Origin of the sequence: Pseudomonas sp. Irchel 3A5, from assembly GCF_900187575.1 — a bacterium.
Classification (GTDB): domain Bacteria; phylum Pseudomonadota; class Gammaproteobacteria; order Pseudomonadales; family Pseudomonadaceae; genus Aquipseudomonas; species Aquipseudomonas folii.
In genome coordinates this window covers 114705-130298 of sequence record NZ_FYDU01000013.1, presented here as the reverse complement: position 1 = coordinate 130298, position 15594 = coordinate 114705, and the positions used below count along the sequence as shown (strand labels likewise).

Sequence of the window (15594 nt, the reverse complement as noted above, 5' to 3'; positions counted from 1 at the left end):
GCGCCCGTCGTTCGCCAATGCCAAGTCATTGCCGGGCGCACCTGCTTTTCGAACCTTACTTTGAATCCAACGGATCCTAGAACAACATGGCTAAACCGGACGCTATGATTCATAAGCACGCGTCGTCGCGCTCGCTGCAACCCACCGTCAAATCGCATCTGGCCTATACGCTGCTCAGTGCATTGGTACTGATGGTCATGTACACGCTCCTGCGCGTCGCTTTGCTGGTTTATAACCGCGAGATGATCGGCGATACACCAGCCTCTGCCTTTGTCGAGGCGATGTTCAACGGCATGCGTTTCGACTTGCGTCTGACGGTTTACCTGGTTGTCCCGCTGCTGCTCTCGTTGTTCAGCGTCCGGGCCATGGCTGCACGAGGCTTCTTTCGTTTCTGGCTGACTTTGGTTGCCAGCATCACGCTGTTTCTAGGCCTGATGGAGATGGACTTCTACCGCGAGTTCCACCAGCGCTTGAATGGACTGGTGTTCCAGTACGTCAAGGAAGATCCAAAGACCGTTCTGAGCATGTTGTGGTACGGCTTTCCGGTGGTGCGCTATTTGCTGGCCTGGGCTGCGGTTACATGGCTGCTGAGCCTGGTATTCAAAGGGGTTGATCGTGTAACTCGCCCGCGTGGTGAGTTCAGTGTCAGCGATGCCAGCAATCGCACTGTTGCGCCTTGGTATGCACGTATTGGCGTCTTCGTGGTTTGCCTACTGATCGCTGTTATTGCCGTGCGTGGCACGCTGCGCCAAGGGCCGCCGCTGCGCTGGGGGGATGCTTACACCACGGAATCCAATTTCGCCAACACGCTGGGACTCAACGGCACCCTGACGCTGATCGCCGCGGCCAAGGCCAGCATGTCATCGCATCGCGACAATGCCTGGAAAGCCACGTTGCCTGAGGCTGAGGCGGAGCAGATCGTGCGTAGCATGCTGTTGACCAGTCACGACAAACTGGTAGATGGCGATATCGCTTCTGTCCGCCGCGACTTCACGCCACCGGTAGAGAATACGCTGCCAATCAAAAACGTCGTTGTCATCCTGATGGAGAGTTTCGCGGGACATGCCGTGGGCGCGCTGGGTGATGAGGCGAACATCACGCCTTACTTCGACAAGTTGTCCAAAGAAGGACTGTTGTTCGATCACTTCTTCTCCAATGGTACGCACACCCACCAGGGGATGTTCGCCACCATGGCATGCTTCCCCAATCTGCCAGCTTTCGAGTACCTGATGCGCATGCCTGAAGGCGCGCACAAGTTGTCTGGCCTGCCGCAGTTGCTCAGTGCCCGTGGTTTTGACGACGTCTATGTTTATAACGGTAACTTCGCCTGGGACAACCAGTCAGGTTTCTTCAGTAATCAGGGCATGACCAATTTTGTGGGTCGTGAAGATTTCGTCAATCCAGTGTTCTCTGATCCGACCTGGGGTGTTTCTGATCAAGACATGTTTGATCGTGGCGCGCAGGAGTTGAAAGCGCGTGCGGAGAAGGGCAAGCCTTTCTACGCGCTGCTTCAAAGCCTTTCCAACCACACACCTTATGCATTGCCGACCAATCTGCCGGTCGAGAAAGTTACCGGTCAAGGCTCGCTGGACGAGCACCTCACTGCGATGCGTTATTCGGATTGGGCGCTGGGCCAGTTCTTCGAGAAGGTCAAAAAAGAGCCGTTCTACAAGGAAACCCTGTTTGTTGTAGTGGGTGACCACGGTTTCGGTAATCATCAGCAGATTACTGAAATGGATCTGGGACGCTTCAATGTGCCGATGCTGATCATCGCCCCAGGTGTTCAAGATAAATTCGGGCAGCGCAGCAGCATTGTAGGAACCCAGATCGACATCGTGCCGACGATCATGGGTCGTCTTGGTGGCGAAACCCGTCATCAGTGTTGGGGACGCGACTTGCTCAATCTGCCGGCTGGCGACACGGGCTTTGGCGTGATCAAGCCGTCGGGTGGTGAGCAGACAGTTGCTTTGGTCACTCAAGACCGGATTCTGATTGAACCGAAGGATATGGAGCCTAAGGTTCTGTCCTACACCCTGGGACATACGCCGCATGCTGAAGTGATTCCGAATGCGCCTGATGCCAAAGAGATGCGCGAGAAGCTCGACAGCTTCCTGCAAACGGCAACCAAAAGCCTGCTGGATAACACTGCAGGGGTCGAAGCCAGCAAAAACTGACCTGCTGGTGATGTAAAACAAAAAGCCCCTCGTGCAGGGGCTTTTTGTTGTGTGGCAAACGCCGCGTTTATGTTCTGTAGCGAACTTGCTTGTGGGACGTAGACCTGAGCCACCGCATGAAACCCTCTCGCCAACAGATTGCCCCCTACCTGAAACAGCGCTGAACCGGTAGGAGCGAACTTGTTCACGAGGTGTTGGGCCTGGATCACCGCGTGAAACCCTCTAGCGAACAAGTTGCCTCCTACCTGAAATAACGCTGAACCGGTAGGAGCGAACTTGTTCGCGAGGTGTTGGGTCTGGATCACCGCGTGAAACCCTCTCGCCAACAAGTTGCCTCCTACCTGAAATAACGCTGAACCGGTAGGAGCGAACTTGTTCGCGAGGCATCATGCTTGAACCACTGCACCACCTTTTTCTCCAGCAAGACCACGCGTGCCCGTTGTTCCGACGCACTGCCGTGATTGCAAATCCTGTGAACGAATCCTCGCGTCAAAAGGTCAAGATCACGTAAGCCGCATTGTCGGCTGCCGAGGAGACCTTGATGAAACAGTGGAACATTTCGTATCTCGACAAAGACGGTGTGCAACAGAGCCATGTGATGGAATCCGAGGAGCTGCCCAGCGAGGAGAAGGCCGCCCAGCGTCTTCGCCACATCCTGGTTCCGGTCGCTGACGAGCTGGACATGAATGACCTGGACGGCCGCATAGCCGAGCCCACGGCCAAGTCTTTGAAAGAACACAACGCTGTGCAGATCATCTCGATCAAAGAGGTTTTCTGAGTGCATTGAAAAAATGGCCCCGCCGGGAATTGGCAGAAGACCAATGATGGGGTTACTCTGCAAGTGAGACGGGTGAAGCGTTTCTCCCGTTTTCTCCATGTCGATGCCAGTCTGGCAACAGGCTCGGCCTTGTCAGCTACATGCTTGATCCCGTATGGCAGAGTATCTGCTGTGTAGTGGCGCTGCCGCGAGCGGCGCGCAGGGAATGTTGAAACTCTATCTATCGTTGAATAGGAGGACGTTTCATGAGCACAGCCTATCAAGAGGACATCAGCAGCAACGTGCTGCGCCGCATGAAAGAAAGCGGTTTTGACTTCGCACGTATCCATCCCATCGAGTTCTACGCCATTTTCCCGGACGAGGAACGGGCAAGGCAGGCTGCAGATCAGTACCGCGGCGAATCTCTCAATACTCAGATCAATGTTCGGGATGACGGTGCCTGGCACTTGCAATTGAGCAAAGTCATGCACGCGACTTATGACGGCATCGGTGATTTCGAGCAGGATTTCCAGGCTGCGATTACTCCGCTGGACGGAGAGGTCGAGGGCTGGGGAGTGAGACAGGAGATCCGGCGGCTACACGCATGAAACGCGCTATGACAGGGTGAATCGCCGGTCAATTACCAGGCAAATGCCTGGGAATTGGCCGGTTTTAGTTTGTATGTTCTAAACGCAAAACAGAGTATCTCGGCTCTACCGGTGTATCTGTTCAGTTTTCGGTAGACAAAAAAAAAGCCACTCAGCGAGTGGCACAAAGGGAAGTTCGGTCAGGACAGCCCGGTTGGAAGTCGGTACTGGCAGCGCGCTCGTATTTTCGACAGCGACTTTAAACGGGGCATACAAATTCGGTGTGTTTCGGATGTCGCTGATTATCGACAAACGATATCGTCTCGTGAAATCAACTCTGGCTATGCTGGTCATAGTTTTTGCAGTTGAATAACGCTTCCGAATGAGGCGTAGGAGAACTGGTTGGGAAGCTTATTGCACAGGAATGGTGCGGTTGGCTTTCGATTTTTATGTAACCAGTTGATATTTAAGCGTTTATGCCGATGGCACGGGCCTTGCGAAGGCCCTTGGTGTCCGTGGTGACAAGGAGTACGGCATGATCCGCACCTTTTATGATGAGATGTACGATGCTGGCGGTATAGTCCGCCCGCATTATCGGGAATTCGCCCGTTGGCTGGGTGAGACGCCCCCTGAGCTTCTGGCTCAGCGCAGGCGTGAAGCCGATCTATTGTTTCATCGCGCCGGGATTACGTTCACGCTCTATGGTGATGAGCAGGGCACCGAGCGCCTGATTCCTTTCGACACGATTCCACGCAGCATTCCGGCCAGCGAGTGGCGGGTGGTTGAGCGCGGGTGTATTCAGCGCGTCAAGGCGCTGAACATGTTCCTTGCCGACCTCTATCACGAGCAGCGGATTATCAAGGCAGGGGTGATCCCCGCCGAACAGGTGTTGGCCAACGAGCAATATCAGTTGGCGATGCAGGGCCTGAATCTGCACCGCGACCTCTATTCGCATATTTCCGGGGTCGACCTGGTGCGTGATGGTGACGGCACGTATTACGTGCTGGAAGACAACCTGCGCACGCCTAGCGGCGTGAGTTACATGCTCGAAGACCGCAAGATGATGATGCGTCTGTTCCCCGAGCTGTTCGCCGCGCAGCGCATTGCGCCTATTGATCACTATCCGAATCTGCTCCTCGACACGTTGAAGAGCTCCAGCCCGCTGGATAATCCGAGCGTGGTGGTACTCACGCCGGGCCGTTTCAACAGTGCGTTCTTCGAACATGCGTTCCTCGCCCGGGAAATGGGTGTCGAGCTGGTTGAAGGTGCGGACCTGTTCGTGCGTGATGATCGCGTGTTCATGCGCACCACCGATGGACCGAAAGCGGTGGATGTTATCTACCGTCGTCTAGACGACGCATTCCTCGATCCATTGGCGTTCAACCCTGATTCGATGCTGGGGGTGCCAGGCTTGCTGTCGGCCTATCGCTCCGGCAATGTGGTATTGGCAAACGCAATTGGCACCGGTGTCGCGGACGACAAATCGGTTTATCCATATGTCACGGACATGATCCGTTTCTATCTGGATGAAGAACCGATCCTGCAGAACGTGCCGACCTGGCAATGCCGCAAGCCTGCTGACTTGTCCCATGTGCTGGCCAATCTCCCGCAACTGGTGGTCAAGGAAACTCAAGGGTCGGGCGGTTACGGCATGCTGGTCGGGCCCGCTTCGACGGCTGCGGAGATCGAGTCGTTCCGCGCGCGTATCAAAGCCAAGCCGCATGCTTACATCGCGCAACCGACGTTGTGCCTGTCGACCTGTCCGACCTTCGTCGAGAACGGCATCGCACCGCGCCATATCGATTTGCGCCCGTTTGTCCTTTCTGGTCGTGAAACCCGCGTCGTACCCGGCGGGCTTACCCGAGTCGCGCTGCGTGAAGGCTCGCTGGTGGTGAACTCGTCTCAAGGTGGCGGAACAAAAGACACCTGGGTGGTCGAGGATTAAGGATGCCTGCCAATGCTAAGTAGAACTGCCTCGGATTTATATTGGATGTCGCGTTATCTGGAGCGGGCAGAAAACCTCGCCCGGATGCTGGATGTCAGCTACTCGTTGTCTTTGATGCCTCAGGATGGGCGTGGTGACGGTCTTGATGAACTGGCCATGCCACTGCTGATCACCGGCACGCTGGATCATTATCTGGAGCGTCACGGTGAGCTGCATGCCGAACGGCTGCTGCATTTTTTCGCGCTGGACGCGAGCAACCCGGCCAGTATTTACAGCTGTCTGGGGGCCGCACGGGCCAGTGCTCACGCGGTACGCGGTCGAATCACCGCGGACATGTGGGAGAACATCAACTCCACCTGGCTGGAGATTCGCGGCATCGCTGAACAAGGTCTGACCCGATACGGCATGAGTCGTTTCTGCGAGTGGGTCAAAGAGCGCTCGCACCTGTTTCGTGGTGCCACATATGGCACGATCATGCGTCATGACGCATTCCGTTTCATTCGCCTGGGCATATTCATCGAGCGCGCCGACAACACCATGCGCATGCTCGATGCTCGCTATGAAATGCTCGAACTGCGTGGCACGGACACCAATGTGGATGCCGACAGCTCGGCTCATGGTTATTACCAGTGGAGCGCGCTGTTGAGGGCATTGTCGTCCTTCGAAGCCTACACGGAGCTGTATCGCGATGCGCCAGGCGCGAGGCATGTTGCAGAACTGCTTTTGTTACGCCCCGACGTGCCCCGTTCGCTGAGTGCCTGTCTTGAAGAGCTGGATCAGATCCTTGCCAGCCTGCCGGGTGCCAATGGCCGCCCTGCGCAACGTCTGGCAGCTGAGCTGGATGCACGTCTGCGCTACACCGGGATCGACGAAATACTGGAGGAGGGCTTGCACGAGTGGTTGAACGAATTCATCCCGCTGCTGGCCCAATTGGGTAACGCCATTCACACTTCTTACCTGGAGGCTGCATGAGACTCTCAATTAGCCACGAGACCACCTATCACTATGAGGATCAGGTCCGCGCGAGCATCCAGTATTTACGTCTGACGCCACACGACAGCGAGCGCCAGCAAGTGCTTAGTTGGCAATTGACCCTGCCGCGCCCGGTGCGCGCGCAGATCGATCCGTTCGGCAACATTCTGCATGTGTTGAGCATGGATGAGCCTCATGAGGCGATCATCATCGGCGCACGCGGCCAGGTTGAAATCGACGAGAAGCGTGAAGCCGAACATGAAAGTCAGTCACCGCTGCCGTTTCTGCGTTTCACCCGTCTGACCGAGCCTGATGAGGCCATTCGGGCGTTTGCCGATCAGCAATGCAAAACGCGCAAGGACCGCACGGCATTGATTGATCTGATGCACGCGTTGAATCAGTACATCACTTACACGCCGGGTTCTACCGAGGTCGATACATGCGCCGCGCAAGCCTTTGCGGGCCGTTCCGGTGTTTGTCAGGACCACACCCATGCGTTTCTCGCCTGCACACGCAGCCTCGGAATTCCGTCGCGCTACGTGTCCGGTTATCTGTACAGCGAAGACAGCGAACATCTGGCCAGCCATGCCTGGGCCGAAGCGTGGATTGACGACGCCTGGTACAGTTTTGATGTGACTAATCGGTTGGCGATCCCGGAGCGTCATCTGAAACTGGCGGTAGGTCTGGATTACCTGGATGCCTGCCCTGTCCGCGGTATGCGCCGCGGCGGTGGTAGTGAACAGATGCACGCCAAGGTACTGGTCTCGCCGATGGTTGGCGCACCGAAGGTCATGATGCAGGCGCAGCATCAGTGATTAAAGGGGGCTCATCAGCCATTGATGCCCAGGCGCCATGATCAAGCCCACTCGCCAACAAGTTGCCTCCTACCTGACACGGTGCTGAACCGGTAGGAGCGAACTTGTTCGCGAGGCGTGCCGGGCCCTCGCTGCGCTTATTGTTATTCCCCCGCCTTGCGCCGCGCCGCCATGTGTTCCAGATAGGCAATCACCTGATCCAGTTCGGTATCTGACAAGACCTCCTTCGGGATGGAAGGCATCTTGCCTTGCGGCCACTCCCGCAGGCTTTGTGGGTTGCGAATGTATTGGCGTAGATATCCGGCGCTGAAGTATTCAGTAGGGCTGTAAGGCTGGTTCAGGTCAGGGCCTAGTTGTGAATCCCCGGCAGCGTTGAGTCGATGGCAGGCCAGACAATTCTTCTGGAACAGCGCGAAGCCTTTGTTTATCGGATCTTCAGCCGCCAGTTTCCGGTCGGGTAGCAACGCGGGAAATCGTTCACTCACGGACGCCAGCACTTTCAGGGTGCTCATCGCATAAGGCCATTCTTCGCGGCCAATATTATCGGCCGATGGGTCTGTCCACACCAGATAGAACGGGCCAGCGCTGTGCGTGCCGTTGTTGATAGCAGGCCAGGGATGAGACGGGTCTTCGATGGCGAGCCAGGCCTTTGCGCCTTTGGGCTGAATCACCGGTGCTGCGGATATTTCTGCAGCAAAGCCGTCAGTCGCGACTGCTTGAATGTGATCCTGTGCAGTGACGCCTTCAAGCAGCGCCGCCAGCGGAATGGCCTGGTAGCTCATGGTGCGCTTGTAGGCAACATCCTCGCTGATCTTGATGGTCTGAATCAGCGGGTGTGCGAGCAGTTGGCGGGTTTCCCAGATTTTGACTTCATCGGGTAGTTCTATCTTCAACTCTGCGGCTTGCAGGGGAAACTGAGGGGCTAGCGCCAGTGTCAGCGCAGCCAGAGAAAGAAAAAAGCGCAAAACATTACTCCGCAGGATCGTCGCTGGTGTCATAAAGAGCGTTGTGCAACTCTTCATAATTGCCGCCATTGATAACGCTGTAGTAACCGGCTCTGTTCAGTTTGTCCTGAGCCTTGCTGGCTTTTTCGTTGCTGCTGCTGAACACCACAAACACCACATTGCGGTCGTTGAGCACCTGCTTCATCTGATTGACCAGTCGTGCTTCCTCAACGCGTACTGCATTGAGAACAGTGCCCGCGTCATAGTCAGTCTGGCTGCGTACATCGACGGCCAGTTTCCCTTCCTTGAGCGCCGCTACGGCGACAGCCTGTTCGACGTCACCTGCGGCTGCACTGCCGGCACATACTGCGAGTGCCAGTGCTATCCATTTACCCATCACCAATGCCTCCTTTCTTTGAAGAAGGAAGATTGGCACAGAAAATTCTCGCCAGATAGGGCGATGAAATCGTCGGTTTCAATGGCGAAGTCTCTCAGCCAAATAAACGGGTCATATTCGGCAAGATCAACAGAAGGGTAGTGGCGAACAAAATAAGCCCGGCTTGACGTACTTTCGAATGCTTGAACATGGCTGTCTGCCTTTTTTTGTTATTCCTGAGCGACAAAAGCTCACCGAATGTGTTGATGAATGTTCGGGCAGCTGGCAAAGGTGATTCCTTGAGCAACCGGTCCGGCAAAGTCGCCGACAACCCGAGCGCCGCATATGATTTTTATCGCGCTACTGTTGCTACAAAATTAACCTTAGAGCCCTCGGTGGTGATTGTTTAGAACCATTTCGTATCTATGGTTAACAAATGCGAATATCCGGTTATAGAAACCGCCGTCAGCGGGCGCATGCTCCCTTGCTAGACAGGTCGGGCATTTTTTTGCCTGGACAGCGCCAACCTACCGTTCGTCGGTGTCGGAATATTCCTACGTCTGTCATTACTGTTGTACCAATCTCTCAAAAGACTGGTCGCCAAAAATGCAGGTGGTACAGCGGTGGTTCAGGTAATGACGTACAGATCCGGCAACGGGCGCTTGCCTTGGCCTACCCGTTCAAGGCAGGCTTGAGCCACGCACTATCGCCTTGACCGCTTCAGGTACTTTTTATGCCGCTACGCATCTGCATTCTGGAAACCGACGTTCTTCGCCCTGAGCTGGTGGATCAATATCAGGGGTACGGGCGGATGTTCGAACGTCTGTTCGCACGGCAACCAATTGCCGCCGAGTTCGAGGTTTACAACGTGATGCAGGGCGTATACCCACCGGAAGGCGAGCGCTTTGACGCGTATCTGGTGACTGGCAGCAAAGCTGACTCGTTTGGCACTGATCCGTGGATTCAAACCCTGAAAGTCTATTTGCTGGAGCTGTACCAGCGCGGCGACAAGCTGCTCGGTATCTGCTTCGGTCACCAGTTACTGGCGCTGCTGCTGGGTGGTAAAAGTGAACGGGCGAGCAAAGGCTGGGGCGTCGGTATCCACCACTACGAGCTGGCACCTGCCACGCCATGGATGACCCCGTCCATGGATAAATTGACCCTGCTGATCAGTCACCAGGACCAGGTCACTGCGCTACCGGAAAATGCCACGGTGATTGCTTCGAGCGAGTTCTGCCCGTTTGCGGCGTATCACATCAATGATCAGGTGTTGTGCTTCCAGGGGCATCCTGAATTCATTCACGATTACTCACGCACTTTGCTGGATATCCGCCAGGCCTGCCTGGGCGAGAAGGTTTACCAGACCGGTATCGCCAGCCTCGACCACGACCATCACGGCCAGACCGTAGCCGAATGGATGATGCGGTTCGTGCAGCATAAAGCTGCTGTTTGAGACGTGATAACACGCAAGCGAGGCAAATGCTGACGTGGGACCGGCTTCAGCCGGGAAAGCGGCAGTACAGACGAAGAAGATGCAGTGGGATGCACCGGCCCTTTCCCGGATAAAGCCGGTCCCACGTCTCATGTCGTACAAAGGTTTTCAAAGCCAACCTGAACGCTTGAAGCTCGCGAACAGCCCGCCACATACCGTCACGATCGTGCCCAGCACCACGTAATACCCATAGTGCCAGGTCAGCTCCGGCATGTTCTCAAAGTTCATGCCGTAAATGCCCGCGATGGCTGTCGGCACTGCAAGGATCGCCGCATAGGCAGCAAACTTGCGTTGCACGATACTTTGACGTGAAGACTCCAGCAGCAGGCCGATTTCAATGGTCTGGCTGGCGATATCACGCAGGTTGCCCAAATCTTCCATCTGCCGTTTGACGTGAATCTCCACATCTCGGAAGTAAGGCCGCATGTTCTTGTCGATGAAAGGGAAGCTGAGTTTCTGCAGCTCTTCACCCACTTCCACCATCGGCGCTACGTAACGCCACAGGCGCAACAGGTCGCGACGTAGACTATGGATGCGCTGGATGTCGCTCTCTTTCAATGCCCCCGTCAGCACGCTGTGTTCCAGCTCTTCCAGCTCGCAATGGATGGCTTCCGTGACCGGCTGATAGTTTTCAGTGACGAAATCCAGCAAAGCGTAGAGCACGAAGTCTTCGCCATGCTCCAGCAGCAGCGGCCGCGCTTCACAGCGTTGGCGCACCAGTCCATAAGATTTGGAGTGACCATTGCGCGAGGTGATGATGTAACCCTTGCCAGCAAAGATATGAGTTTCAACAAACTCGAGTTTGCCGTTCTCTCTGACCGGTGCGTACGTGACGATAAACAGTGCGTCACCGAAGGTTTCCAGCTTGGGGCGGCTGTGTACTTCCAGGGCGTCTTCAAGGGCCAGCTCATGCAGTTTGAACTGCTCCTTGAGGCTGGACAGCTCGGCTGCAGTTGGTTGCTCAAGACCGATCCATACAAAATGACCCGGTTTTGCAGCCCAGGCTGCGCCTTCTTCGAGGCTGATATTGCTGACTTTCTTGCCTGCACTGTATACCGCAGCGGCAACGACTCGACCCATTTTGGTTTTGCATCCTGAGAGTGGCGGGGGATGCCCGGCAGCGGGCTCACGAATAAGAGTCGGCAAAACCCGCCGAGTTCGCGGGCTCTCCCACGCCTGTTTCGACAGGCGATTGAAGTCAGCTCAGCGAATGCTGCTGATCGGCTTCAATAGCCGCATCCAGGGTTTCCAGCAGCGTTTTGCGCACTTTCAGTTTGGTGTGCTTGTGAGCATTCATGTTGATCTTTTTCAATTGCAGCGCTGCTGTACGCGCAGCCTCAGTCAGGTCTTCGACGCTGACCAGCTTGTCGAGGAACCCAGCGTCCATCGCACCTTTCGGATCGAACATTTCACCGTTGATGACCGAGCGATGGAAAGCCGATTTGCGTAAGCGATCCCTGGCCAGCTCAATGCCGACGTGGTGCATGGTCATGCCGATCTGCACTTCATTCAAACCAATGCTGAATGGCCCTTCGACACCAATCCGATAATCAGCAGACAGCAGCAGGAAAGCGCCTTTGGCGACTGCATGACCGGGGCAGGCGATCACGATGGGGAAGGGGTGGGCCAGCATGCGTCGGGCCAGCGTCGAGCCCTCCTTGACCAGATTGATGGCAGCTTCCGCGCTCGACGTCATGACTTTCAGGTCATAGCCACCGGAAAGAATTCCGGGCTGACCGGTGATGATCACCACCGCACGATCTTTCACGGCTTGATCGAGCGCACTGTTGAAAGCGGCCACTACCTCAGGAGAAATAGCGTTGACCTTGCCGTTGCGCAGCGTCAGGGTGGCAATGCCATCTTCCAGTTGGTAAGAGATCAAATCACTCATGGCAATGTTCCTTGTTATTGACGTGAGCAGACGTTACCCACCCGCAAGGGGCAGGTAAAGCGATGACTACCGAGTCAGCTTTTCTTTGATCGTCTGGTGTCAGTGGCAGCTTACAGAATCGCTGATCGAGCACTGAACAGCGCCACTTTTCCCACCACCTCAATGCTCACCTGAGCGAAGTGCTGGTCAAGGGCACTGCGCAGACCGGCCACCGTATCGCTGCGATTACCGAAAATCCCTTTCTTGTTGTAAATGTCCATCAGCTTTCGGCCAAAGCCATTGTGCCCGGCCGCATCTCCGAGGATGGTGGCGCCGAACAACACGCCGTTGTCTTTCAGGCAGGGCTTGAGGCTGGCAAACACCTGGGCCTTGTCAGCCATGGTGCCCGGCAGGCAATGCAGCAGATAGAACAGCGAGATCGAGTCATAGCGGCCATGCTGCGAGGCATCCAGCGGCTTGAACACGTCATGCTGCAGGACTTGCGTGTCAGCGCGACCGAAGCGGTCTTTGGCGGCTTGAAGGCTACTGGGGTTCAGGTCCAGCAAGGTGACATGAGTGGTGTCCGGCAGATGGGCATTGGCCAGGTAATAACCGGTGCCGACACCCACATCCAGATGGCGTGCGCCCACGTGACGGTCGAAGAATGGCTGTAGCACCTGCCGGGTAGGGCAGTGCCAGGCGAACTGGTTGGAAATCCCAAGCACCCACGCGTCATAAAGCTTCAGCGTCAGGGGCGAGTAAACGGCAGCCCCTGCTTCGGACGATGTGCTCATCAGTGCGTTACTCCTGAATGTCGTTCAGCTCGCAATATTCGGCCCAGTCCATGCCCAGCGCCTCGGCTACCTGCCGATGGGTGTCAAGGCGCATGGCCTTGAGTTCCTCAGGGGTTTCAGCGATCAATTGCGCTGCCAGCTCCCAAGGCTCGATGCCTTGTGCTTCTGCTTCATCTTCAAAAGCCCATTTGATCTGATCTTGCTGATCCTTGGCGCTCAGGCCCTGGATTTCATCGCGCAGAAGAGGGTTGGTCTCAAGGTATTTGGCTTGAGTAACGTCGTTCCATTCGAGCAGATTCATCGGGTTCTCCGGCAGGTTTGCAGCCAAGTCGATCATCTCCAGCGCAACGCGCCAAAGCGACGGGAAGGGGATTGTGCGTGATTGGGGGATGAGCTGCCAGTGCCACCGGGTCTGTCATGTGTAATTGGTCTGCGGCCATCAACCCGCCATCGCCATCCTCAGCGCCACTGCAGCCTCCAACAGTTTGTGCGCCTGGAGCGCCACGTTCCCTGACAATCCTTCGTCGCCAGCCTCCTTGAGCATGACAACCAGGTCCAGCAGCTTGCCCACCTCTGTTTCAATATTGCGTACGGATTCCGAGATTTGATACCGGGGTGAATGTGCCATCGCTTTCGATCTCCGCCGAGCAGGATTCGAATATAAAGCAATGCTCCACAGGAAATCACCTCGGTCAGCACCGGTAATAGGTTGAAACCCTGTGATCATGAGTTGGCGCTAGGCGCGCAGAGGGGGATTTGCTTAACCGCATGAAAATTCTGAAAAAACCTTTGCGTTCGTAAAAGCTTTCGACTACATTAGCGCGCCTCGACAGACCAACGGTGTGACGAGATACGGTGAAGTGTCCGAGTGGCTTAAGGAGCACGCCTGGAAAGTGTGTATACAAGAAATTGTATCGAGAGTTCGAATCTCTCCTTCACCGCCAAATTCGCTACAAACGAAACCCCTGACTTCCTTGAGAAGTCAGGGGTTTTTCGTTTCTGGCTGTTTGTCTTTAATTCATTGCCTTCAAAGCCACCTCAATCGATAGCCCGCCGATCCATCAAGCCCCCAACCCACCATCAATCGTCAAACTCGCACCAGTGATGTAACCCGCTTCCGGGCCCGCAAGGTAGGCGACGAAGCTGGCGATCTCTTCAGCGTGGCCATAACGCCCGATAGCCATCAGCGGGATCAGCGATTCGGCGAAGTCGCCGCTTGCCGGGTTCATGTCGGTGTCGACCGGGCCGGGTTGTACGTTGTTGATGGTGATGCCCCGTGGGCCCAGGTCCCGGGCGAGGCCTTTGGTCAGCCCGACCAGTGCCGATTTGCTCATGGCGTACACGCCGCCACCGGCGAAGGGCATGCGATCGGCGTTGGTGCTGCCGATGTTGATGATGCGACCACCATCGCCCATGTGCTTCGCTGCGGCCTGGGAAGCAATGAATACGCTGCGCACGTTGATAGCCAGGGTGCGGTCGAAATCTTCCAGACTGAATTCTTCCAGCGGACCGACGGCGAGTACGCCTGCGTTGTTGACCAGGATGTCGACGCGACCGAATTTTTCAACCGTGAGGGCGACTGCATTGCGAATGGCTTCTGCGTCTGCGCTGTCGGCTTTGATTGCCAAGGCCTTGCCGCCATTGCCAGTGATGCTGTCCTGCAACTCCAGTGCCTTGGCTTCGGAGCTGACGTAGGTAAAAGCGACTGACGCGCCTTCTTCGATCAGACGTTTGACGATGGCTGCGCCGATGCCCCGTGAGCCACCTTGAACGAGCGCTATTTTGCCGCTGAGTGGTGTGTGCTGAGTCATGAGTTTCTCCTGAGCAGTGGGTAGGTGAGTTGATGGGAGCCAGTATCCAGCGCAGATTGCATCCTGAGTAGACGGTAATTGCGATAGTCTGTGTAAACCAAAAGTTTAGAATCCAGCTGATGGAAAACTTGAGCAGCATCGAATGCTTTGTGCGCAGCGCCGAGGTGGGCAGCTTTGCCGAAGCGGCACGGCGTCTAAGCCTGACGCCTGCGGCCGTGGGTAAAAGTGTCGCCAGGCTGGAAGCGCGATTGGGTGTGCGCCTGTTCCAGCGTAGTACCCGCAGCCTGACACTGACAGAAGCCGGGCAACGTTTTCTGACGGAAGTCGCTGCCAGTTTCACCACCATTCAAAATGCCGTTGCCAATCTCGCCAGTGCAGAAGGGCAGCCGACTGGTACGCTGAAAGTCAGCATGGGGACGATCTTCGGACGGCTTTACATCGTGCCGCTGCTGGCCGAGTTTCTGCGCCGTTACCCGGCTATCACGCCGGATTGGCATTTCGATAACCGACAGGTGGACTTGATCGGGCAGGGATTTGACGCAGCCATAGGCGGCGGCTTTGATCTGCCGCAAGGAGTCGTGGCGCGCAAGTTGGCGCCTGCGCACCGGGTGCTGGTGGCATCGCCGGGTTATCTGGCTGGGCAGCCGCTTATTGATCAGCCCGAGGATCTGCAGATCCATCCGGGAATTCTGATCCGCTCGCCGCAGACGGGAAGAATTCGCTCCTGGCCGCTCACCAGCCGCGATCACCGGTACAGCGCCCTTGACCTGAAGCCGCGCATGACTATGAGTGATTCAGAGGCTGCGTGCTCTGCTGCCGAGCAGGGACTGGGCATCGCGTTGGTCAGTATGCCGTTTGCCGTGCCGTATTTACGCAGCGGTCAACTTGTCCGTGTATTGCCCGATTGGTACGTTGACGACGGTAATATTTCGCTCTATTACACGGAGCACAAATTGTTGCCTGGCAAGACACGGGCATTCGTGGATTTTGTACTCGAGCAGTTCGCCGAGCAGGGTCTGCCCGCAGCGTTCAGTGCGGTCTAGAAGTTTTTTACAGA

General features: G+C 56.0%; 16 protein-coding genes and 1 tRNA gene. 9 read left to right on the top strand and 8 right to left on the bottom strand.

The features are described 5' to 3' along the window. The first annotated feature begins 86 nt into the window (after window positions 1-86). The 6 genes from CKW31_RS21070 to CKW31_RS21045 all read left to right on the top strand — a co-directional run bounded on the left by CKW31_RS21070 (window position 87) and on the right by CKW31_RS21045 (window position 7250). The gene (locus tag CKW31_RS21070) at window positions 87-2174 is read left to right on the top strand and encodes an LTA synthase family protein (protein ID WP_095099560.1); all 2088 of its coding nucleotides are present in this window, start codon (window positions 87-89) and stop codon (window positions 2172-2174) included. A 541-nt stretch (window positions 2175-2715) separates the two neighbouring features. Beyond that, the gene (locus CKW31_RS21065; protein ID WP_095099558.1) at window positions 2716-2952 is read left to right on the top strand and encodes a hypothetical protein; all 237 of its coding nucleotides are present in this window, start codon (window positions 2716-2718) and stop codon (window positions 2950-2952) included. A 245-nt stretch (window positions 2953-3197) separates the two neighbouring features. Then, complete coding sequence (locus CKW31_RS21060) at window positions 3198-3539, top strand: ribonuclease E inhibitor RraB (RefSeq protein WP_027898878.1); 342 nt, start codon at window positions 3198-3200, stop codon at window positions 3537-3539. Between the two features lie 514 nt (window positions 3540-4053). Then, complete coding sequence (locus tag CKW31_RS21055; RefSeq protein ID WP_095099555.1) at window positions 4054-5463, top strand: circularly permuted type 2 ATP-grasp protein; 1410 nt, start codon at window positions 4054-4056, stop codon at window positions 5461-5463. Window positions 5464-5475: 12 nt separating this feature from the next. Further along, a complete protein-coding gene (locus CKW31_RS21050) occupies window positions 5476-6435 on the top strand; it encodes an alpha-E domain-containing protein (RefSeq protein ID WP_095099553.1) in 960 nt (319 codons plus the stop codon). Beyond that, window positions 6432-7250 (top strand): transglutaminase family protein, encoded by an 819-nt coding sequence (locus CKW31_RS21045; RefSeq protein ID WP_095099551.1) that lies wholly within the window; start codon window positions 6432-6434, stop codon window positions 7248-7250. The genes CKW31_RS21050 and CKW31_RS21045 overlap by 4 nt, the downstream gene beginning before the upstream one ends. Window positions 7251-7393: 143 nt before the next feature. Here CKW31_RS21045 and CKW31_RS21040 read toward each other — a convergent pair whose 3' ends face one another. After that, on the bottom strand, window positions 7394-8248 hold the full coding sequence (locus CKW31_RS21040) for a cytochrome c (RefSeq protein WP_095099549.1): 855 nt from the start codon (window positions 8246-8248) through the stop codon (window positions 7394-7396). Next, window positions 8220-8591, bottom strand: coding sequence for a rhodanese-like domain-containing protein (locus CKW31_RS21035; RefSeq protein WP_095099546.1), 372 nt, complete (start codon window positions 8589-8591; stop codon window positions 8220-8222). Before CKW31_RS21035 ends, CKW31_RS21040 begins: the two co-directional genes overlap by 29 nt. A 712-nt stretch (window positions 8592-9303) precedes the next feature. On the opposite strand from CKW31_RS21035, the gene CKW31_RS21025 reads away from it, so the two are divergent. Next, window positions 9304-10023, top strand: a complete 720-nt coding sequence (locus tag CKW31_RS21025) for an amidotransferase (RefSeq protein WP_095099541.1) — start codon at window positions 9304-9306, stop codon at window positions 10021-10023. A gap of 147 nt (window positions 10024-10170) precedes the next feature. Here CKW31_RS21025 and CKW31_RS21020 read toward each other — a convergent pair whose 3' ends face one another. From CKW31_RS21020 to CKW31_RS21000, 5 genes are all read right to left on the bottom strand, one after another. Continuing rightward, complete coding sequence (locus tag CKW31_RS21020) at window positions 10171-11142, bottom strand: magnesium and cobalt transport protein CorA (protein WP_095099538.1); 972 nt, start codon at window positions 11140-11142, stop codon at window positions 10171-10173. 118 nt (window positions 11143-11260) lie between these two features. After that, window positions 11261-11953 (bottom strand): crotonase/enoyl-CoA hydratase family protein, encoded by a 693-nt coding sequence (locus CKW31_RS21015; protein WP_095099536.1) that lies wholly within the window; start codon window positions 11951-11953, stop codon window positions 11261-11263. Window positions 11954-12063: 110 nt separating this feature from the next. Continuing rightward, window positions 12064-12726, bottom strand: a complete 663-nt coding sequence (locus CKW31_RS21010) for a bifunctional 2-polyprenyl-6-hydroxyphenol methylase/3-demethylubiquinol 3-O-methyltransferase UbiG (protein WP_095099531.1) — start codon at window positions 12724-12726, stop codon at window positions 12064-12066. A 7-nt stretch (window positions 12727-12733) separates the two neighbouring features. Then, window positions 12734-13027 (bottom strand): DUF6388 family protein, encoded by a 294-nt coding sequence (locus CKW31_RS21005; protein WP_095099762.1) that lies wholly within the window; start codon window positions 13025-13027, stop codon window positions 12734-12736. A gap of 138 nt (window positions 13028-13165) precedes the next feature. Continuing rightward, window positions 13166-13453, bottom strand: a complete 288-nt coding sequence (locus CKW31_RS21000; protein ID WP_246475143.1) for a hypothetical protein — start codon at window positions 13451-13453, stop codon at window positions 13166-13168. A 127-nt stretch (window positions 13454-13580) separates the two neighbouring features. On the opposite strand from CKW31_RS21000, the gene CKW31_RS20995 reads away from it, so the two are divergent. Then, window positions 13581-13670: transfer RNA gene (locus tag CKW31_RS20995), tRNA-Ser, on the top strand. 117 nt (window positions 13671-13787) lie between these two features. On the opposite strand, the gene CKW31_RS20990 is transcribed toward CKW31_RS20995, so the two are convergent. Then, entirely contained in the window at window positions 13788-14537 is a 750-nt protein-coding gene (locus tag CKW31_RS20990; protein WP_095099524.1) for a 3-oxoacyl-ACP reductase family protein, read from the bottom strand. 119 nt (window positions 14538-14656) lie between these two features. Here CKW31_RS20990 and CKW31_RS20985 point away from each other — a divergent pair, with 119 nt between their 5' ends. After that, window positions 14657-15580 carry a LysR family transcriptional regulator gene (locus CKW31_RS20985; protein WP_095099519.1) on the top strand — a complete coding sequence of 308 codons (924 nt, stop codon included), beginning with the start codon at window positions 14657-14659 and terminating at the stop codon, window positions 15578-15580. The last annotated feature ends 14 nt before the right edge of the window (window positions 15581-15594 follow it).